Origin of the sequence: Saccharopolyspora griseoalba, assembly GCF_042665275.1 — a bacterium.
Lineage (GTDB): Bacteria > Actinomycetota > Actinomycetes > Mycobacteriales > Pseudonocardiaceae > Saccharopolyspora > Saccharopolyspora griseoalba.
On record NZ_JBHTCJ010000003.1, the window covers coordinates 318,850 to 339,091 of the forward strand.

The 20,242-nt window shown below is 71.5% G+C and carries 17 protein-coding genes; 5 read left to right on the forward strand and 12 right to left on the reverse strand.

The window, feature by feature from the left end; translation table 11 throughout:
• Positions 1–6: 6 nt before the first annotated feature.
• Positions 7–633: a TetR/AcrR family transcriptional regulator gene (locus ACFQRI_RS08040; RefSeq protein ID WP_380666136.1), complete on the reverse strand. Its 627-nt coding sequence runs from the start codon at positions 631–633 to the stop codon at positions 7–9.
• A 261-nt stretch (positions 634–894) separates the two neighbouring features.
• Between ACFQRI_RS08040 and ACFQRI_RS08045 the strand changes: the two genes are divergently transcribed.
• Both ACFQRI_RS08045 and ACFQRI_RS08050 read left to right on the forward strand, forming a co-directional pair.
• Complete coding sequence (locus ACFQRI_RS08045; protein WP_380666138.1) at positions 895–2,373, forward strand: APC family permease; 1,479 nt, start codon at positions 895–897, stop codon at positions 2,371–2,373.
• A 70-nt stretch (positions 2,374–2,443) separates the two neighbouring features.
• Positions 2,444–4,060, forward strand: a complete 1,617-nt coding sequence (locus ACFQRI_RS08050; RefSeq protein WP_380666140.1) for an amidohydrolase — start codon at positions 2,444–2,446, stop codon at positions 4,058–4,060.
• 13 nt (positions 4,061–4,073) lie between these two features.
• Here ACFQRI_RS08050 and ACFQRI_RS08055 read toward each other — a convergent pair whose 3' ends face one another.
• Positions 4,074–5,492 carry a PucR family transcriptional regulator gene (locus ACFQRI_RS08055; protein WP_380666143.1) on the reverse strand — a complete coding sequence of 473 codons (1,419 nt, stop codon included), beginning with the start codon at positions 5,490–5,492 and terminating at the stop codon, positions 4,074–4,076.
• A gap of 193 nt (positions 5,493–5,685) precedes the next feature.
• On the opposite strand from ACFQRI_RS08055, the gene ACFQRI_RS08060 reads away from it, so the two are divergent.
• A complete protein-coding gene (locus ACFQRI_RS08060) occupies positions 5,686–6,951 on the forward strand; it encodes an MFS transporter (RefSeq protein ID WP_380666145.1) in 1,266 nt (421 codons plus the stop codon).
• Positions 6,952–7,649: 698 nt separating this feature from the next.
• Positions 7,650–8,840, forward strand: a complete 1,191-nt coding sequence (locus ACFQRI_RS08065; RefSeq protein WP_380666148.1) for a glycoside hydrolase family 64 protein — start codon at positions 7,650–7,652, stop codon at positions 8,838–8,840.
• A 54-nt stretch (positions 8,841–8,894) separates the two neighbouring features.
• Here ACFQRI_RS08065 and ACFQRI_RS08070 read toward each other — a convergent pair whose 3' ends face one another.
• The 5 genes from ACFQRI_RS08070 to ACFQRI_RS08090 form a co-directional block, all read right to left on the reverse strand.
• A complete protein-coding gene (locus ACFQRI_RS08070) occupies positions 8,895–9,620 on the reverse strand; it encodes a class I SAM-dependent methyltransferase (protein ID WP_380666149.1) in 726 nt (241 codons plus the stop codon).
• 340 nt (positions 9,621–9,960) lie between these two features.
• A complete protein-coding gene (locus ACFQRI_RS08075) occupies positions 9,961–10,617 on the reverse strand; it encodes a hypothetical protein (RefSeq protein ID WP_380666151.1) in 657 nt (218 codons plus the stop codon).
• Between the two features lie 276 nt (positions 10,618–10,893).
• Positions 10,894–11,250 (reverse strand): hypothetical protein, encoded by a 357-nt coding sequence (locus tag ACFQRI_RS08080; RefSeq protein WP_380666153.1) that lies wholly within the window; start codon positions 11,248–11,250, stop codon positions 10,894–10,896.
• A 49-nt stretch (positions 11,251–11,299) separates the two neighbouring features.
• Entirely contained in the window at positions 11,300–11,536 is a 237-nt protein-coding gene (locus ACFQRI_RS08085) for a DUF397 domain-containing protein (protein ID WP_380666155.1), read from the reverse strand.
• Positions 11,537–11,773: 237 nt separating this feature from the next.
• A complete protein-coding gene (locus tag ACFQRI_RS08090) occupies positions 11,774–12,640 on the reverse strand; it encodes a helix-turn-helix domain-containing protein (protein WP_380666157.1) in 867 nt (288 codons plus the stop codon).
• A gap of 347 nt (positions 12,641–12,987) precedes the next feature.
• Here ACFQRI_RS08090 and ACFQRI_RS08095 point away from each other — a divergent pair, with 347 nt between their 5' ends.
• The gene (locus tag ACFQRI_RS08095) at positions 12,988–13,782 is read left to right on the forward strand and encodes an exodeoxyribonuclease III (protein ID WP_380666159.1); all 795 of its coding nucleotides are present in this window, start codon (positions 12,988–12,990) and stop codon (positions 13,780–13,782) included.
• Between the two features lie 37 nt (positions 13,783–13,819).
• Here the strand turns inward: ACFQRI_RS08095 and ACFQRI_RS08100 are convergent, their stop codons facing one another.
• The 5 genes from ACFQRI_RS08100 to ACFQRI_RS08120 form a co-directional block, all read right to left on the reverse strand.
• Positions 13,820–14,194 carry a VOC family protein gene (locus ACFQRI_RS08100; RefSeq protein WP_380666161.1) on the reverse strand — a complete coding sequence of 125 codons (375 nt, stop codon included), beginning with the start codon at positions 14,192–14,194 and terminating at the stop codon, positions 13,820–13,822.
• A 181-nt stretch (positions 14,195–14,375) separates the two neighbouring features.
• The gene (locus ACFQRI_RS08105) at positions 14,376–14,951 is read right to left on the reverse strand and encodes a dihydrofolate reductase family protein (RefSeq protein WP_380666163.1); all 576 of its coding nucleotides are present in this window, start codon (positions 14,949–14,951) and stop codon (positions 14,376–14,378) included.
• Between the two features lie 126 nt (positions 14,952–15,077).
• Positions 15,078–16,631, reverse strand: coding sequence for a high affinity choline transporter 1 (locus tag ACFQRI_RS08110; protein WP_380666165.1), 1,554 nt, complete (start codon positions 16,629–16,631; stop codon positions 15,078–15,080).
• A gap of 485 nt (positions 16,632–17,116) precedes the next feature.
• Complete coding sequence (locus ACFQRI_RS08115) at positions 17,117–18,355, reverse strand: NAD(P)/FAD-dependent oxidoreductase (protein ID WP_380666167.1); 1,239 nt, start codon at positions 18,353–18,355, stop codon at positions 17,117–17,119.
• 375 nt (positions 18,356–18,730) lie between these two features.
• Positions 18,731–20,224, reverse strand: a complete 1,494-nt coding sequence (locus ACFQRI_RS08120) for a S8 family peptidase (RefSeq protein ID WP_380666169.1) — start codon at positions 20,222–20,224, stop codon at positions 18,731–18,733.
• Positions 20,225–20,242 lie beyond the last annotated feature (18 nt).

Below are 20,242 nucleotides of genomic sequence, written 5' to 3' on the forward strand. Positions count from 1 at the left end.
GGCGGGCTACCGGCGTTCGTCGTTCGCGGGGGAGAGCTCGGCGGCGATGCCGTCGAGCAGCAGCTCCAGGCCGTGCTCGAAGTCCTCCGAGCCGAGCCGCAGCTTGGGGTGCGACCCGCTCAACGCGGCCGACAGCGCCGGGAACCCCGCGCCCACCTCGCCGGCGAAGCCCGCGCTGGCCGAGGTGAGCGCGGCGCCGAACGCGAAGGACTCGACCAGCAGCAGGGCGCGCGCCGCGCGGGCCGCGCTCCACCCGTCGTCGAGCAGGATCTGCAGCACCGCGTTCAGCCCGGCCAGCGAGGACTCGCTGCGCACCGGGCGGCGCATCACCAGCGCCAGGGCGTGCGGGTGGTTCCGGAAGGTGTCCCGGTAGCGCCGCGCGAGCTGGTCCAGCTCGTGCCGCCAGGACGTCGTGTCGTGCGGGAGCTGCGAGGTGATCTCCTCGATGATCGCGTCGGCGACCGCGTCGAGGACGTCGTCGAGATCCCGGAAGTGCTTGTACAGCGACGGGCTGCTGACGCCCAGGCGCTGCGCGATGCGGCGCATCGACAGCGCGCCGACCCCCTCGTCGTCGAGCACGCGCACCGCTTCGGCGACCGCCGCTTCGCGGGAGATCAGCGGCGGGCGAGGCATCGTCGAGCGCTCCTGGGGGCGAGTCCGGTGAGGGGGCGAGGGCGAGCCTAGCTCGTCGCGGGCCCACCGGTCGTGGTCCGGGGATCTCGAAATCCCCTCTTCCTTTCGGGCATCTCGAATAGTAGCTTACGCGAAAGCTAATCCGATTAACTAACGGCGGTGCCGCGCAGATCCCGTTCCCGGACCGCGGTCCCCGCGCCTCGTCGCCGGACGAATCTCCAGCGCACGCCCGTCCCGTGCGCCATCTCCCTGGAGGCCGCCTTGGTCACCGAACGCACCGATCCCGAAAGAGATGCCTCGAGAAACCCCGAAGCGGGGCAGCTGCGCACCGGCGCCGTCGGGCTCCCCGCCGCGCTCGGCGTCACCCTCTCCAACATGGCGCCGGTCAACGGCGTCTTCCTGACCGCGCCCGCCGTCGTCGCCGCGATGGGCACCCGGGCGCCCTGGGCGTTCCTGCTGGCCATGCTGGGGCTGCTGACCGCGGCGTGCACCGTCGCCGCGTTCGCGCGCCGCATCGTCTCGCCGGGATCCTTCGTGGCCTACGCCTACCACGCCTTCGACACCATCGGGCTCGGCGTCGTGGTGTCCAGCGCGGTGTTCTACGCGAGCCTGATCTCCGGTCCGCTGACCATCGGCGCCGTCGCCGTGTTCGCCGGGAACTGGATCGCGGCCTCGCTCGGGCTGGGCGGGTCGTGGTGGCTGGTGATCGCGCTCGGCGTGCTGGTCGTGGCCACCTCGGTCGTGCTGCGCGGCATCGTCACCTCCAGCCTGGTCTCCCTCGCGCTCGCCGCCGTGCAGGTCGCGCTGCTGCTGACCTTCGCCGCGCTGCTGCTGACCGCCTCCGGCGGGAGCACCGACGTGCCGCTGCGCGACGCGGGGGGCGATCCGGGCGGGTTCGCCGGGCTGGCCGGGCTGACCTTCCCGCTGGCCGTGGCCGGCATGATCGGCTGGGACAACTCGGCGACGATGTCCGCCGAGCTGCGCCGCCCGCGCCGCGTCGTGCCCATCACCGTGGTCGCCTCGGTGCTGATCGTCGGCGGTCTGTACAGCCTGTGCAGCTGGGCGGGCCTGGCCGGCTACGCGCGCTGGATGGGTGCCGAATCCGGCGCCGACCGGTTCGGCGACCCGAGCAACAGCGCCCCGTTCCTCGAACTCGCGCAGCGCTACGCCCCGCACGCCTACGCGGTGCTCGCCGTGGTCGGCGCCGTCAGCTCCCTGGCCTGCCTGATCGCGGCGATGATCGGCATGTCCCGGGTCACCTACGCCGCGGCCCGCGCGGGCATGCTGCCCCGCGCGCTGGGGCGCGCCTCGCAGCGCAGCGGTGTCCCCGCCGGAGCGACCCTGCTGTGGAGCGGCCTGATCCTGGCGACCGTCGTGCTCCCGCCGGTGCTGACCGACGCCGACCCGACGACCATCTCCGCGTGGCAGGCGGGCACGGGAACCGTGCCGCTGCTGCTGACCGTGCTGGTCACGCTCGTCTCGCTGCCGCTGTACGTCTGGCGCACCGCGGGGGAGAGCCTGCGGGTCCTGCCGCACCTGGTGATCCCGCTGCTCGGCACGGCGGTGATCGGCTGGGGCGTGTACGGCAACGTCCGGCCCGACCAGCCCTACCCCGGCAACCTGTACTGGATCTGCACGGCCGCGACGGTCCTGCTCTCCCTGCTCGGGGCGCTGCTGTTCGCCCGACGGCCCGAGCACGACCTCTCCGCGCTCGGCATCTCGCGCGAGGAACCGAGCTGATCGCCCCCGAGGAGGTGCCGCGACCCGGCACCTCCCCGTCCCGCACACCAACCACCCAGCGAGGAGCACCATGTCCCGCACCAGCGCTGATCTCGCCGTCCTCGGCGCGACCGTGCGCACCCTCGACCCGTCCCGACCGTCGGCCCGCGCCGTCGCGGTCCGCGGCGGGAGCATCGTGGCCGTCGGCGACGACGCGGAGGTCCGGGAGTTCTGCGACGCCCGCACCGAGATCGTCGACGGCACCGGGACGACCCTGACCCCGGGGATCATCGACGGCCACCTGCACCCGGTGCACGGTTCGCACATGACCAGCGGGCTCGACCTGTCCGCCTGCCGGGACGTCGAGGAGCTGCGCGCCGCTCTCGCCGATGCGCGCCGCGAGCTGACCGCCGGTTCCTGGATCCGCGGCTTCGGCCTGGATCCGAACATCCTCGACGGGAAGCGCCCGCACCGGCGGCTGATCGACGACGTGCTCGGCGAGGTGCCGGCCCTGCTGGTCCTCGCCGACGCGCACGCGGCGCTGGCCAACGGCGCGGCGCTGCGGCTCGCCGGGGTCACCGGGCCGGTGGAGGTCCCCGGCAACTCCGAGATCGTCTGCGACCTCGACGGCACCCCCACCGGGGAACTGCTGGAGGACCCGGCGCGGAACGTCGTGGAGCGCGTCGCCCCCGAGATCGGCGCCGCCGAAACCGCCGACCTGCTCGCCGATCTGTTCTCCCGGATGCACGCCACCGGGCTCACCGGCGGCCACGTCATGGACCTCAACGACGGGAGCCTGGAGGCGCTGCGGTTGCTCGACGAGCGCGGTGCGGCCGGCCTGCGCCTGCGGCTGGCGCCCTGGTGCCAGCCCGGCATCGACGGGCACGGCCTGCGGGAGCTGATCGAGCTGCAGGGCACGCGGGGTCGCCTGTGGACGGTCGCCGGCGTGAAGCTGTTCATGGACGGCACGATCGACAACGGCACTGCCTGGCTGCACCACCCCGACTGCCACGGGGAGTCCACCAAGCCGTTCTGGCTGCCGCCGCAGGAGTACGCCGACGCCGTCGCCGAGCTCGCCGGCGCCGGTGTCGCCACCGCGACGCACGCCATCGGCGACGCCGCCGCGTCCTTCGCCCTCGAATGCCTCTCCCGGCACCAGCGCCCGAGCATCGGCGGAGCGCGGCACCGCATCGAGCACATCGAGACCGCACCCGACGAGCTCGTCCGGCGCTTCGCCGACTCCGGCGTCGTGGCCTCCATGCAACCGAGCCACCTGCAGTACACCCTCGCCGATCACAGCGACAACTGGTCGACCAGGTTGGGCGCCGAGCGCGCGAACCGGGCCTGGCGCTGCGCCGATCTGCTGCGCTCGGGAACGCCGCTCGTGCTCGGTTCGGACTGGCCGATCGCCCACTTCGACCCGCGGGAGGTGCTGGGCGCCGCCCAGCTGCGGCGCCTGCCCGGCCAACCGGAGCGCGATCCGGTGCGGTCGGCGCAAGCGCTCGCGCCCCTCGAAGCGCTCGAAGCGATGACCCTCGCCCCGGCCGCGGTCGCGGGCGAGGAGCACGTCGCCGGGCGCATCCGGCCCGGATTCCGCGCCGACCTCACCGGTTTCGGGGCCGACCCGCTGACCGCGTCCCCGGAGGAGCTGGCCGAAGCACCCGTCCGGCTCACCGTGGTCGACGGCGTCGCGGTGCACCGGGCGTGACGCCGCCCGGTGCTCAGGTCTGGCGCAGGGCGCGCAGCGCCAGGTAGAGGTCGACGCGGTCGGAGGTGCGGGACAGGCTGCGCCCGGTCAGCTCCTCGATCCGGCTCATCCGGTGCCGGAGCGTGTTGATGTGCACGTGCAGCTGCTGCGCGGCCTCCTGCCACCGCCCGCCCGCGTCGAGGAAGACCGCCAGCGAGGGCAGCAGGTCGCCGCCGCGGCGCTCGTCGTGGTCGAGCACCGGGCCCAGCAGCGCCTTCGACGTCGCCATCAGCAGCTCCGGGTCCTGCACCGACAGCAGCAGCGCCGGACTGCTGAGCTGCTCGTGGGTCATCCACCCGCTGCTGGACCGCGACGACATCGTCTCGGCCGCGTGCGCGGCCTGCAGCAGGCTCACCCGCAGCTCCGCGGCACCGCCGGGTTGCCCGACGCCGATGTGCACGACCCGACCGGAACCGTCCAGCGCGTCGTGGATGCGCCGGGCGAGCTCGGTCTCGGATCCGCGGACCTGCGCGAAAGCGGCCACCTCGCCGCCGCGCTGCACCGCGACGCCGCCGGTTCCCAACAGGTCCCCCAGCCGCACCGAGTCGGCGTCGGGGTCGGCGCTGCGCAGCACGACCGCGGCGAGCGGGCCGTCCGGCTGCAGCCCCAAGGAGTGCAGCCGGGTGCGGATGGTGTCGATCTCGACGGTCCCGCTGTGCACCCACTCGAACAGCTCCCACGCGTAGCGGACCTCGGTGGCCCGCACGGCGCGGATGCGCTCGATCTCCAGCGCGATGAACGGCATCGCCTGCACGACGGCCGCGTGCTGCTCGACGTCGAGCTCCTCGAGCGGTTCGGGCAGCAGCAGCTCGGCGTCCGCGAGCCCCTCGCCGACCAGCGGCAGCGGGTAGCTCGGCTCGGGAGCTTCGCCCTCGATCAGGCCCGCGCCACCGCGCACCGCCACCGGCAGGCCGAGCTGGCCGGACAGCGTGCGGAGGACCGTTTCTACGCCGCGCCGCGTGCGCAGCGCCGCGACGATCGTGTCGTGCTGGCCCAGGTGGCGGCGCAGCGGGCGTTCCCACTCGGCGCGCTTGGTGCTGACGAACGCCTCGACGATCTGCAGGAAGGCGGTGCCGACCGGCACGACGAAGCAGGTCATGCCGTGCTCGCGCGCGGCTTCGACGAAGTCCTCGGGAACCTCGGTCTCGGGCGGCACGAGCCCGAACCCGACGGCCGCGACGTCGGCGCGGGCCAAGTCCGAGACGAACTCCTCGGCGGTGATCCCCGCAGATCGCCACACGCCGGCGGTGAGCACCACCTCGCCGCCGCGCAGGAACCGGCCGGGTGCGCTGATCTCGATGGTGTGCACCCACCGGATGGGCCGCTCCACCTCGCCGCGCACGCGCACCTGCAGGGCCAGGCCGGGGTCGCGCAGCAGATCGTCGACTAGCAACCGCGAACCTCCGTCATTCGCCCGATCGGTCCAGCACCGGCACCGCCGGTCGAGGCTACGCCAGGGGGAGGAGACCTGGATAACCAGCGCTCGCCCGGCCGGGTGGGCGTGAACCGCTTCCGCCGCCCCGATCGGTTGCGAGCGTGGGGCGAAGGACTCTTGCGGCCCCGCCGCCGGGGGGCGACGGTGAGTCATGTCCACACCGGCGGAAGCCGCGCGCGGGGACGGCTGGGCGCCGACCGGGCCCACCATCGCCGTGCTGGTGCTGTGCGGTGTTCTGGTCAACGGGCAGATGTACGCGGTTCTGCCGCTGTTCGAGCTGATGAGCACCAGCTTCGGGGTGAGCCCGGCGCAGGTCGCCTGGACGGCCACCGCGTTCGCGATCGCCTACGCCTGCGGGGCGCTGCTGTCCGGTCCGCTGTCGGACTGGCTGGGTCAGCGGCGGGTGGTCGTCGCGGCGCTCGTGGCCACGGGGGCGGCCACCGCGGTGGTCCCGGCATCAGCCGGGCTGGTCGTGGCGTGCGCGTTGCGCGCCGTCCAGGGTTTCGCGGCAGGTTCCTTCGGCCCGCCGCTGCTGTCCTACATCGGTCAGCACGTGCGCCCGGCCCGTCGCGCCCTGGTGTTCAGCTGCTTCGCGAGCAGCATGCTCGGCTCGGCCGTCGTCCTGCAGGTGGTCGCGCAGCTGGTCGGCGACGCGTGGGGGTGGCGAGCGGTGTTCTTCCTGTCCGGCCCGTGCCTGCTGGCCGTGGCCGTCGCGGCGCGCGCGGTGCTGCGGCCTGCTCGCTCGGGCCAGCTCGCCGGTGCGCGCGCGGCGTTCGTCGCGATGCCGCGGTTGTTGCGCGCACCGCCGCTGCTCCTGCTCTACGCGGCGTGCCTGACGATGCTCACCTGCTTCGTCGGCATCTACGCCGCGATCGCCCTGGCCGGGCCGCCCTCGATCGCGGGCGACCCGGTGGCCCTGCTCGCGCTGCGGGCCAGCGGGTTGCCGGCCCTGGTAGCCATGCCCGCCGCGCTCTCGCTGCTGACCCGGGTGGGGGCGCCCGCCCGGCTGATCGTCGGGTTGGGCATCGCTTCCGCGGCCGCGCTCGCGATGGCGGTGGTGAGCGGTTCGGTGCTCGCCCTGGCCGGTCTGCTGCTGGTCTTCGTCGCCGCCGCCGCGCTCGCCGCTCCCGCGATGATGCAGAGCATCACCGCGCGGGTCGCGCCGGGCGAGCAGGGCGGCGCTTCGGCGCTGTTCGCGTTCCTGATCTTCCTCGGTGCTGGTGTCGGCCCGCTGCTCGCCGCTGCGCTGGCCTCCCGCGGCTTCGCCGCGATCGCCCTGGCGGTCGCGGGACTGCTGGCCGTCGGCGCGGCGCTCGCCGCGCTGTCGGCGTGGGCTGCGGCGCGTGCCCGGTCACGTCCGGACGCCGCTGCGGGGCGGGTCGACCAGTCGGCGGTTCCGCGTGCGGCCGATCGCTGACCGCGTCCGGACCGCGCGGGGCGTCGGTGTCGAGACCGGGTGGCCACCGGCGCCGCCGCGCGAGCTGCGCCCAGCGCCAGAGGTGCTCCGTGGCGATCTCCGCGCCGCGAACTGCTCGCCGTCGCCGATTCGATGCCGGCCGGTGTCACGCTGCCGCGCGAGCAGCTCGGTGACCCCCCCGGGACACCGTCGCGTCGAACTCGGCGGGTTCGATCGCGCCTTGCGGCGACCCCGGTTGGCCCGCCGCAGCGAGTCGGCGCGAGGCAGGCTCCCGGCTCGCGCGGTGTGAACGCGGTCGACATCGCGCATGAAGAGCGACAACTCTGGGAGCGCTCCCGGAAACCGGCAGCTCCGGCGCCGAACGTGCATTGTTCACCGTGGCGGATTGGGAAGTTTCCCGCTGTTTCACAGACGGCGCGAGAACTGCGAGGGAAAATGGCTCCAGCTTCCGAAGCGCTCTCGCTCGGAGGCTGCTGATGCGGTGGAAATGGCAGGTGAGCGTCGCTTTGGGCGGTGCTGGAAGGTTCGGCTCCACGCGTCCGGCGAACCTCCGCGAAATAGCTCCGGATGGTGATCGGGGGCGATTGTTTCGCTCCTTTTGGGGGTACTGCGCCAACGGCGGGACATGCAGACTTCGTGATCGATCACGAGAGGATCGGCCGTCTTTCTCGGGCGGTCCCGTTGTCTGGAGGTATCCCATGGTTTCTCGTCGGCGGTTTCTCGGGTATTCCGCTGCTGCCCTGACCTCTCCGCTGTGGGCGCAGGCGATCAGCGCCCCGTTCGCCTCGGCGGCGCCGGAGAGCCTCAAGTTCGTGCTCAAGAACGACTCCGGCAAGACCGCGCACGCCTACATCGCCGGATTCTCGGACGCCGAGAAGAAGGCCGTGTTCGTCCGCCAGGACGGCACCCAGTACTTCCCGCAGGCGGGCGGCCCCGAGCCGCAGCCGCTGGACGAGGACCCGGCCATCCCGGTGGACGGGTCCGTCGAGGTCACCGTGCCCCGGATGTACGGCTCGCGGGTGTACTTCGTGACCGACGACAAGCTCGAGTTCCAGGTGGTGCAGGGCGCCGACGGCACGACCTCGGTGGTGCACCCGAACTTCGTCTCCGACGCGGACCCGAACTTCAACAAGGACTGGACGTTCGCGGAGTTCACCCTCAACGCCGAGCAGCTCTACGCCAACATCAGCTACGTCGACTTCGTCGCCGCCCCGATCGGCCTGCACCTGCAGGCGGGCAGCGGTGAGCAGAGCGTTCCGGGCATGCCCACCGGCGGCATGGACGAGGTCGCCCGGGGCCTGCGCGACCAGGGCGGCACGTGGCCGAACCTGGTGCAGGAGGCCGACGGCCGCGTGGTGCGCGTGCTCAGCCCGATGCACCGCGGCGACGACTTCGCGGGCTACTTCGAGCCCTACGTCGACGAGGCCTACGCCAAGTACGCGGGCGAGACCCTGTTCGTCGACACCCAGCGCGAGGACATCGGCGTGCTGGAGGGCAAGGTCGAGGGCGAGGGGCTGGTTTTCGGCTCCGAGCGGTTCGCCAAGCCCTCCACCATCGACATCTTCAGCTGCAACAGCGGGCCGTTCGCCAACAACCCGGGCAGCGACTCGCAGGAGCGGTTGGCGATCGTTCCGCGCCTGGCCGCCGCGTTCAACCGCAGCACCCTGCTGATCAACAACGAGCAGCCGCACGGCGAGGACCCGGCGACGTTCTACCAGCACGACATCACCAGCCACTACGCCCGCGTGGTGCACGAGAACCTGCCCGACGGCAAGGGCTACGCGTTCGCCTACGACGACGTGAGCTCCAACGCCGGGGAGGACCACAGCGGCAAGGTCAACGCCGGCGATCCCGAGGTGTTCACCCTGACCCTCGGCGCGGTGCGCTGATCCGGGACGCGCGGCGACCGGCACGCCCCTCGCGCCGGTCGCCGCGTTCGCGCGTCAGCCCGGCTTGCGCGCCACGCAGAGCACCGACTGTCCGAAGGGGACCGGCACGAGCTTCTCGACGAACCTGGTGATCGGCACGACGAACCGGTCGTAGATCCCCACCAGCTTCGGGTTCGGCGCGCCAGCGCCGCCCTTGCGCACCGCTGCCCACCAGGCGAAGGCGCCGAGGAAGTTCACCGGCTTGGCCACGTCGACCACCAGCCCGGCGCGCTCGCAGGTGTGGCGCAGGGTCGCCGGGGTGTAGCGGCGGTGGTGCCCGACCTTGCGGTCGAACTCCCCGTAGAGCTGCATGTATCCGGGCACGAACAGGATCACGTTGCCGCCCGCCCGCAGCGACTTCGCCAGCGAGCGCAGCGCGTCCGCGTCGTCCTCGATGTGCTCGAGCACGTTGATCGCCAGCAGCGAGTCCACCGGGTCGTCGAGCACGTCGCCGCCGTCGACGTCGAACTGCCGCGCCTCGACCTCGGGCCGACCGGCGAACCGGACTTCCACGCGGCGCACCGCTTCCGGGTCGACGTCGGTGATCACGTAGCGGTCGCGTCCGGTGAAGCCCTCGGCGAACTCGCCGAGCCCCGCGCCGATCTCCAGCACGGAGCGGCCGCAGTGCGCGCCGATGAGCTCCCGCTGGTAGTCCAGGTAGCGCGGCTTGCCCCCGTCGTTCTCCAACCCGCGCCCGGTCGCGGCGCTGAACGCGCCCTGCCCCTGCTGTCCCTCGCTCACGTCTGCTCCAGATGTCGACTTCGACGGACCGGCCGACTCGGCGGGAGCGTCCCCCCAACTCCCGGACCCCGGGTGCGCCGGATCTTCGCGGTCCACGATCGGGAGCGATCAGCGCGCGCGCATCGGTGGCAGACCCCAAATTCCGCGCGAGATCACCACCTGGCCACCCCGGTAGTCCGCCCGGACCGGCCCTAGCCGAGTGCCGTCACCCGTTCGGGGAATTTCCGGGGCTTCTGCGCTCTGCGAGCTACCCGGGCGGTCGGTCGGGCACCGACACGCCCGTCCCGCACGGACCTCGTCGTCAGTTCGCGCCTCTGCCGCGCCCGGCCGCGCGAGGTCGTCAGCGCCTGCGCGCCGCTCCGTCCAGGAGGGTGCCGACGGTGCGCGCGGTCCCGTCGTCGGCCACGGCCTCGGCGAGGAGGTCGGCGTCGAGGCGCAGGAACTCGGCGAGGTGCTGCTGAGCGGTGGTCAGCTCGTCCAATCCCGCCGGCAGCGGAGGTTCGGCCAGCTCGTCGGCTTCCCGGTCGAAGGCGAACTCATCGCGCTCCCAGGTGCCGTAGCCGGCCAGCCAGGCCAGGTAGAGCGGGCGGAGGTCGCCCGCGAGCAGCTCGTCGCGCAGCGGCAGCAGCTCGTCGAAGAGCAGGTCGGGCTCCTCGGGCGCGCCGTCGGCGTCGTCCTCGCTGGCCAGGTCGAGGATCAGGTCTTCACCGCTGGTCCAGGTCTCGACCAGCCGGGGCACGCCGTAGGGCCGCGCGCGTTCCCGGTCCAGTCCCGGCACCCGCAGCATCAGCCTGCGCTCGCCCCAGTCGTTCACCTGCAGGTGCGCGTCGAAGCGGGTCTCCATCAGCACGTCCGGATCGCCGCGCAGGTCCCCGGACGCGATCAGCCGCAGCGCGGTGATCCGAGCGTCCGGGTCCAGCTCGCGCAGTTCCTCGCGGGCTTCGTCGTCCAACGCGCGCCGCAGCGCGCGGAACTCGTGGTACTGGTGCTGGCTCACGTCGAAAACCCCGCAGACGTAGGGAACCTGAGCGCTCAGCCTACGCACCGGGCAGCCGGCGAGGTAGAGGAACGACTCCCCGGAGATCGGGCTCCCGCGCAGGGGGAGACATGGGAGCCCGACCTCCTCCTCGGGGGCACGCCTGCCCGGCGCGCGGCGGCGATGGGGGTGTGGCCGCGCGCCGGGGGCGGGACGGGGCTCGCGGGGCAGCCGGAACAGGCCCGGGGTGGGACGTGCCCACCGCGAATCAGCTCCGGCTGCGATTGCGCGGAGCGGTCAGGCGCTGACGGCCAGCCAGGTCGAGCGCCCGGCCTGGGTCGGTACCCAGCAGCCCGCGGTGTCGGCGCCGAACTCCGGCCGGGGGTCGGGCAGCGCCAGCACCTCGTTGATCACGTCGGCCGCGCTGCCGTTGGTGCGCCACAGGACCTTGCTGGGGAACAGCACGTCCGGTTCGTCGCCGGGAATCCGCGCGGCGTCGGCGTCGTTCTCCCCGAACAGCTGCAGGATGTCGATGACCCCGCGGTGCACGCGGATGCCGATGACCGCGACCAGGCTGCCGCTGGCATCTCGCGGGTGGGTGAACTGGAAGTCTCTGGCTACCAGGGCTTGCAGGCCGTTCGTTATCTCGTTCATGGCGCCACCTTTGTTCCGTGGTAGGGGCTCAGACCATGGCTTCGGCCGTTCAGGCGATCAGATCGTCGAACTCGCCGTCCTTGGCTCCGTTGAGGAACGCTTCGATCTCGGCCCTGCTGTAGACCAGAGCCGGTCCCTCGGGGTAGCGCGAGTTCCTGACGGCAACGCCGCCGTCGACCAGAGACGCGAGCTCGACGCAGTTGCCCACCGCTCCGCTGTGACGGCTCTTGCGCCACACCACGTTCGGGAGCTGCTTCGCGGGCATGCCGTTCTGGATGTTCGGCATCCGAACTCCCCACCCTTTCCCCGACTAGCACTTGCACGGACCACCTGCACGTGCAGTTGACCGTGCACCAAAGCTAGCACTCGCAGATGCACGGGTGAATGCACGTGCAGGGCTTTGTTACTCGCTTCACATTCGCGGATTTTCGCAGCGCAACTCACCCGAAAGTGTCCCGGGGTGATCGAGCGGGTTTCGAAAGGCGGAAAACCTACCGCTGAGTAGGGAGTTCGGCGACCACGCTCAGTGGTCGTCGAGGTGCTTGCGGAGGAGCTTGCGCGTGTCCTCCGGGGTCAGCGCGTCAACCGCGAGCCGGTGGCTGACCTTGCTGTAGAGCTCGATCTCCTCGGGCTTGTCGAGGTACAGCGCCCCGCACAGGTGCTCCAAGTAGACGATGTCCGGGATCTCCGGCTCGGCGAACCGCAGGATCGTGTAGGCGCCCTCGGCCGAGGAGTGGCCCAATGAGAACGGCAGGATCTGCACCGAGACGTTCGGCAGCTGGGTGGCCTCCAGCAGCGACTCCAGCTGCTCGCGCATCACGTCCTTGCCGCCGATCGGCCGGTGCAGCACCGACTCGTCGAGCACCGCCCACAGCCGCGGCGCCTTCGGCCGCACGAACAGCCGCTGCCGCTGCATCCGCAGCCGGACCCGGCGATCGATCTCGTCGTCGGCGGACTCCGGGCGGCCCTGGCTGGCGATCGCCCGCGCGTAGCGCTCGGTCTGCAGCAGGCCGGGGACGAACTGCAGCTCGAAGGTCTGGATCCGGGAAGCCGACTCCTCCAGGCCCACGAAGTCCTGGAACCACGGAGCGATCAGGTCGTTGTAGCGGTTCCACCAGCCCGGCTCGTTGGAGCGGCGGACCAGGTCCAGGAACGACTCGCGCTCGTCGGCGTCGGCGATGCCGTAGAGGGTCAGCAGGTCCTCGACGTCGCGCTCCTTGAACCCGACGCGGCCGAGCTCCAGCCTGCTGATCTTGGATCCGGAGCCGCGGATGGCGTAGCCGGCGTCCTCGCGGGAAACGCCCTTCGCCTCGCGGAGCCGGCGCAACTGGCTGCCGAGCACGAGACGGCGGGCCGTGGGGCCGCTTCCCGTGGCGCTGTCCGGGGCCACGCGAGACCTCCTGAGGGTGGGACGCTACGCCCCATGTCGGTTCCGGAACGACGAACGTTACGGACCGGCATAGTAGTGGAAACGACCTGCGGGTCCAGTGCCTTCCCCGGATCGGCGGTACCCACATCGGTGAACGCCGATCGACCGCGAGGTCGCGTTCCGCGGAAATCTTCGCCAGCGGGAGCTGGTGCGGCCGACGGCTTCCTCCAGCGCGCAGCCTCCCGCACCCGGGCCCGCTGGCGGGGTCGGGCGCGCGCGGGATCACTCGAACGACGCAGCGCGCGGGGTGCTGCGATCGCGCCGAGGGCGACCCTGGCCTCGGCAAAGTCGGTCGATAGGCTCGGGGTGTGCTGACTGTGTCGACGGTGAACGTGAATGGGCTGCGAGCCGCCGCGAAGAAGGGCTTCGTCGAGTGGCTCGGCGAAACGGGCGCGGACGTCATCTGCATGCAGGAGACCCGCGCCGAGCCCGAGCAGCTCGCTGCCGAGGTCCGCGAACCGGAGGGCTGGCACGCCCGGCTGGCCCCGAGCTCGGCCAAGGGCCGCGCGGGCGTGGCGATCTACAGCCGCGCGGAGCCCCGGGCGGTGCGGATCGGCTTCGGCTCCAGCGAGTTCGACGACAGCGGCCGCTACCTGGAGGCCGACTTCGAGGGCCTGACCGTGGCGAGCCTCTACCTGCCCAGCGGCGAGGTCGGCACCGACCGGCAGGACGAGAAGGAGCGCTTCATGAAGGAGTTCGGCGAGCACCTGGCCGGGCTCCGCGAGCGCGCGGCGGCCGAGGGGCGCGAGGTCCTGGTCTGCGGCGATTGGAACATCGCGCACCAGGAGGTCGACCTGAAGAACTGGAAGGCCAACCGGAAGAACGCGGGCTTCCTCCCCGAGGAGCGCTCGTGGATGACCGACGTCCTGAGCGGCGGCTACGTCGACGTGTTCCGCTCGCTGCACCCCGAAGGCCCTGGCCCCTACTCCTGGTGGAGCTACCGCGGCAAGGCCTTCGACAACGACTCTGGCTGGCGGATCGACTACCACTTCGCCACGCCCGGCCTGGCCGAACGGGCAACCTCGGCGGTGGTCGAACGCGCCCCGAGCTACGACCAGCGCTGGAGCGACCACGCCCCGGTCACGGTGACCTACGACAGCTGAGCCCGCCGCGGCGGGCTCAGAACTGCTCGGTGGGTGGTCAGAGGTACGGGCTGGTGATCAGTTCCAGGGCGTGGCCCGCGGGGTCGAGGAAGTAGACGCCGCGGCCGCCGTGGTTGTGGTTGATCTGACCCGGGTGCTTCTGGTGCGGATCGGCCCAGTGCTCGACGCCCCATTCCCGCAGGCGCGCGCAGGCGCGGTCGAAGAGCTCGTCGTCGACCAGGAACGCGTAGTGCTGCATCTGGATCTCCACCGGCGGTTCGGCGAATTGCAGCAGGACTCCGGCATCGAGCTGGATGTTGGTGAACACGCCCCACGAGGGTGCTTCGGGAACTTCGAGCAGTTCGCGGTAGAACCGCGCGGATTCCTCGCGATCCTTCGAAGCGATGATCGTGTGGTTGAACGTGACGGACAATTCTCCTCCTCAGGTCTTCGATGAGTGCTGGAATTCGAAGACCTGAGGAGGTGCGCGGGCGCCGCGGGCCCGCGGCGAGATCAGCTCGCCACCGGGTCGCCAATCCGTGCGCGGCTGTTCGCCATCCCGGTGATCACGGAATTCAAGCTAGGCCTGATCGCCGGGGACCGCAAGGCCCTCTTCAGCGACGCGCGTAGGTCAGGTGCACGATGCCGTCGGCGAATGGCCGCGCCCCGGTGAGGGCGAGGTGCTCGGGGAGGAATTCTCCGTCGAACATCGGGATTCCGGCGCCCGCCACCACGGGGTGCAGCTTGACCACCAGCTCGTCGATCTCGGACCGCAGCGCGGCCGCGAGCTTCCCGCCGCCGCACGGCCAGATCCCGGCTCCTTCTTGGCGTTTGAGCTCGCGGACTCGCTCCACCGGATCCGCGGCGACGAATTCCACCGATGGGTCCGGGCTTTCGGCGACGCTTCGGGAGAACACGATGCTGCGCAGGTGCCGGTAGGCGTTGGTGATGCCGCACCGCATCCCGATCTCCCAGCTGCCCCGCCCCTGCAGCACGGTGTCGAAGTGCTCGTGGGGCGCGTCCGCGAGCCCCAGCGACGAGCGCGCGTGCGTGGGGATGATCTCGGGGTACTCGGCGAGCAGGAACTCGCCGTGGTCGCCGTCGTGCCGGAAGAAGTCCGGGTTGCCGTTGTCCGGGACGGTGATGCGGCCGTCGATCGTCGAAGCGATCAAGTAGGTCAGCTCCCGCAATCCGGCCTCCCCTGGACGTCGACCGGTGGCCCTAGCCGAGCGGCGCGGGTTCGGCGCCCGGTTTCCCTCCCCGGAGCAGGGTTCGGCCCCGTCGCACCGGGTGCGACGGGGCCGAGCGCGAGCGGGTCAGGCCTTGGCCGGGACCGGCTCGCTGCTCTCCTCGGTGAGGTCACCGCCCCAGGCGGCGCGCTCCGGGGTGTCCGGCTCCAGCGCGGCCATCGACACCGGGCCGCTCAGGCGCCGGGTCAGGGCCGAGACCACCAGGATCGTCACCAGGCCGGCCAGCATCGAAACCGTCCGGAACGGGAACAGCACGTCGCCGTCCTCGTACCACGGCCAGGGCAGGAACGGCGCCAGGCCGAAGGTCGGCTCACCGCCGGAGAACCGCAGGACGGCGGCCACGAGGAACCCGCAGGCCGCGCCGATCCGGTTGGCGAACGGCACGAACAGGGCGCAGACCAGCAGCGGGAACAGCAGCACGTAGATCAGGTCGCTGGCCAGGTACCACAGGTCGTAGACGCTGGCGACGTTGAGCGCGAGCAGCATCGCCGCCGCGCCGATGACCACGATCAGCCTGCGGATGACCTTCTGCACCTGGTCGGCGGTCGCGTTCGGGCGAACCAGGCGCCGGTAGACGTTCCAGCCGGCCACCGAGGACGCCGAGAGCACCGAGGAGTCCACGGAGGACATCACGGCCGCGGCCAGGGCGCCGAGGGCGAGGGCGGCCGCACCGGTGGGCAGCAGGTAGCGCAGGACGTAGGGCATCACCAGCGACGGGTTGTCCAGCGGCGGGGCGCCGTGCGCCTGGAAGTCGGCGGAGGTGGCGATGATGCCGATCAGCACCGGCGGGATCGCCGCCAGCACGCACATCGCGCTCGCGCCCAGCGACAGGCGTCGCGCGTTGGCCGGGCTGCTGGCCGACAGCACCCGCTGGAAGTACACCTGCCACGGGATGCCGCCGAAGACCAGCAGCAGGCCGTAGTCCCACCACTGCCAGTAGGAGTGGCCCCAGTCCGGGTGGTTCCAGCCGTCGAGCGGCGGGAACAGCGTGGAGTAGGAGCCGAAGTTGGCGGTGTAGTTCGCCCAGGCGTGGTCGAGCCCGCCCACGGCGCCCGCCGCCAGCGGAACCGCCACGATCAGGCCGACGAAGATCACGATGATCTGCACGACATCGGTGATCGCCACCGACCACATGCCACCTACCACCGTGTAGGCGATGGCGATCACCGCGGACAGGATGATCGAGATCGTGAAGTCCAGCCCGATGATCGTGCCGAAGGTCGTGCCCAGCGCGGTCAGGATCGCGCCGGTCCAGAAGATCTCGCCGAGCACGGCGGGGATGGAGCCCAGTCCCGCGACCCGCTTGCCGAAGCGGATGTCGATCGGGTCGAGCATCGTGGTGAAGCGGCCGCGACGCATCTTCTTGGCGAAGAACAACCCGCCGATGAGCAGGCTGACCGCGTAGCCCCAGGGCGCCTGCGCCCAGGCCATGCCGTCGCTGAAGGTGGATTCGGCGGTTCCGTTGACGTATCCGCCGCCGACCCAGGTCGCGGTCATGGTGAACACGCCGATCCACAGGGGCATGTTCCGGCCCGCGACCATCGTGTTCGCGAGTCCGCCGCCGCGTCGGGCGGCCACGAAAGCACCCAGCCAGTAGAACAGGGCGTAGAAAATCAGCATTGCGATCAAGCCGGGCCAGGAAACATCGGGTTCCGCGACCGCGACGTAGATCAGGGCCGCTGCCAGGACAGCGGTGAATACGCCGATTTTGACCAGGCCCCGGGACGCGCCCTTTCGGGCGCTCTCTGGTCGGGCGCTCTCGTCGCCGTTCGTGCGTGTATCGGCAGGCACGTAAATTCCTTCCGTGTCACTGTCAGAACAAGTCCGGCACCATAGCCACTCTGAGCTGGCTTGTACAGATGTACTAGATGCGCGAAGGGGAGCTGGCCAGGATCCGCGAGGAATTTCGTTGCCGAATTGTGTCCTGCTCGCGGCCGTCTCCTTTCTCCGCGAGAGCGACTGTTCTCGCTGGTCATCGCGCGATTTGCAGATCGAATTCGACACGGAAAGTAATCGTCCGATTCCCGCTAATTCGCGCCCCGCGGCGGAGCCGGTGCTGGGCCGGTGAGATGGGTAACCGGATCAATTGAAAGGTTTCGATTCGATCAACCGGCGAGCGCGCGGGTGAGCGGCACCTCGGGGTCGGTGAGGGCGTTCCGGTCGATCCGGGTGCCCGTGGTGATCAGCGACTTGATCTGCTCGGTGGAGTCCCAGACGTTGGCGTTCATGCCCGCCAGCACCCGCCCGTCGGCGAGCCAGAACGCGATGAACTCGCGGGACTCGACGTCACCGCGGAAGAGCACCTCGTCGTAGCCGTCCGGGGTCACGTGCCCCTGGAACTCCATGCCGAAGTCGGTGTACTGGTCGGTGAAGAAGTACGGCAGGTCCGAGTAGGTGATGTCGCCGCCGAGCATCGAGGTGGCCGCGACCGAGGGCTGGTTGAGCGCGTTCGCCCAGTGCTCCACGCGGATCTGCCTGCCCAGCACCGGGTTGAAGGCGTTGGCGACGTCCCCGGCCGCCACGACGTTCGGATCGGTGGTGCGCAGCGTCGCGTCGACCAGCACGCCGTTGGAGCAGCGCAAGCCGGCCTCCTGGGCCAGCGACACCTCGGGTGCGGCGCCCACGGCGATCAGCACCGCCTGGGCGTCGATGTCCGCGCCGTCGGCCAGCCGCACCCCGGCGACCGAGCCGCCGGAGGTCAGGATCTCCTGGACGGAGCTGCGGAAGCGGAACCGCACCCCGCGCTCGCGGTGCAGGGCGGCGAAGACCTCGGCGACCTCCGGCCCCAGGGCCTGCAGCAGCGGCAGCTCGGCGGTCTCCACCACGGTCACCTCGACACCGGCCTGCCGGGCCGCGGCGGTGACCTCCAGGCCGATCCAGCCCGCGCCGATGACCACCAGCCGCTCGACGTCGGCCAGGGTGCGCTTGATCCGGTCGGAATCGCCGACGCGGCGCAGCAGCAGCACGCCGTCGGCGTCGCTGCCCGGTACCGGCAGCGAGCGCGGCGTGGCGCCGGTGGCCAGCAGCAGCTTGTCGAACTCCGCGTGCGAACCGTCGGAGAGCTCGACCTGGCGCAGCGCGCGGTCCAGCCGGTCGACCCGGGTGCCCAGGCGCAGCTCGACGGAGTTCTGCTCGTACCACTCGGGCGAGTGGACGTAGGCGTCGTCGAACTCCGAGCTGCCGAGCAGGTAGTCCTTGGACAGCGGTGGGCGCTCGTACGGACGGTGCTGCTCGTCGCCGATCAGCGTGATGCGCCCGTCGAAGCCCTGCGCGCGCAGCGCCTCGGCTCCCTTGGCCCCGGCCATCCCGCCGCCAACGATCACGAAGCTCTCGGAAGCTGCCACGACGTCCTCCTGCGCACTCGCCCCGCCGACGCCGACCAGCGTCCTGCCCGCACCACGACCGGGCAACCGCGAACCACCGAAGGTGGACCACCGCCGACGACCCGCAGGAGCGGCCCGAGCAACCCGGCCACCCCGCCCATCGCCCGACAGAGCGAACCTGCAAAAACCCTCGAATTCGACCCGCCGAACTCAAGGGAATTTCGCCCCCGTCCGAACCGGCGCACCCACCTCCCCGGGGCGCGCCGAAGGGGCGGGTCCGACACGCGGGACGCGCCCCTTCGAACTCGCCACTCCACCGGAGGAATCCCCGACAACCCTCCTGATCACGACCCGGATTGGGAGGTGATTCCGCACCCGGATTGGGAGGTGATTCGGTCAGTCGGTGACTGCGCGGAGGGCGTTGGTGAGGCCTGCTCCGTAGAAGCCGGCGCCGGTGGCGCCGCCGGTGCAGACCGCGTCGACCTCGCCGTCCCCGTCACCGTCGTAGTGCTCCGGGCAGGGGAGCGGTTCGGCCTGCTCGGCCAGGGCCCCGGAGGTCTGCTGGGCGGTCCAGTCCGGGTGGGTGCTGCGCAGCAGCGCCGCGACGCCCGCGACGTGCGGACCGGCCATCGAAGTGCCCTGCATCCAGCCCCAGCCGCCGCCGGGGACGGTGGACAGCACGCGACCGTTGCCCGACGGGGTGTCCGGGACCTGGTACTTGTCGCCGCCCGGCGCGGTCACCGAGATCGAGCCCATCCCGTAGTTGGAGTAGTAGGACTTCGACTCCTGCGCACCGGTGGCCGACACCGACACCACGCCGTCGAGCTCGCCCGGCAGGATGCGGCAGTCCGGGCCGGTCATCCGGTCCTGCGTGGGGCCGCCGTTGTTCGGGCTGTTGGTGTCCCGGATCGGCTGGGACAGGTCCCAGTTGCTGTTGCCCGCCGAGACGACGTTGACCACGTCGTTGCCCGCGGCGTAGTCGACCGCGCGGCGGACCGCCTCGGCCACGGCGCGCTGGTCCGGGTCGCGGCCGCACCACAGGTACCAGGGGTCGACGAAGTAGGAGTTGTTGGTGACGTCCACGTCGTGCTCGGCGGCCCAGACGAACCCGCAGATCGCGTACTCGGGGTAGATGAACCCGTCGTCGTTGATCACCCGGATCGAGGTGAGCGAGACGTCCGGGGCCACGCCCGCGATGCCGACGCCGTTGCGCGCCGCGGCGATGGTCCCGGCGGTGTGCGTGCCGTGCGCCTGGGTCTCGTCCTCCGGCGCCCAGGCCTGCTGGCTCTGGTCGGGCACGCCCTGGTCGACGCAGCTCACCGAGCGGGACGCGTCGAGGTTGTCCCGCAGGTCCGGGTGCGTCGGGTCGATGCCGTAGTCCAGCACGCCGACGTTGACCTGCCGGTCGCCCTGCGAGATCGCGTGCGCCCGGTCGGCCTCGATCTGGCGCATGTCCCACTGCTCGGGTTCGAGCGGTTCCTGCCCGCCGGCGGCCAGCGCGCCGAAGGCGTTGTGCGTGCCCTCCAGGGCTTCCAGCCGGGTGGACTGCTCGGGCGGCAGCTGCTCGGCGAGGTTGCGGCTCGCGCCCGCCTGCTGAACGCCCGGCTGCTGCCGGACGTTCGCGGCGAAGGCCGCGTCGGTCGAGGTCGCGATGACGACGCCGATCTGCGGCCAGGACTGCACGACGCTGCCGCCGACCGCGCGGATCGACTCCTCGGTCCGCGCCAGGTCCTCGCCGGTCGGGCCGACCACCACGAAGTGGGCGGGCGCCGCGGTCGCGGCGGGTGCCGGGGCGGAGGCGCCGACGACGCCGGCGGGTACCAGCAGCGCCAGCGCGAGGGCGGACCCCGCGATCCGCAGCGCCCGACCTCTCCTACGAGTGGATGACACGTGCCCTCCTGTTGGAGA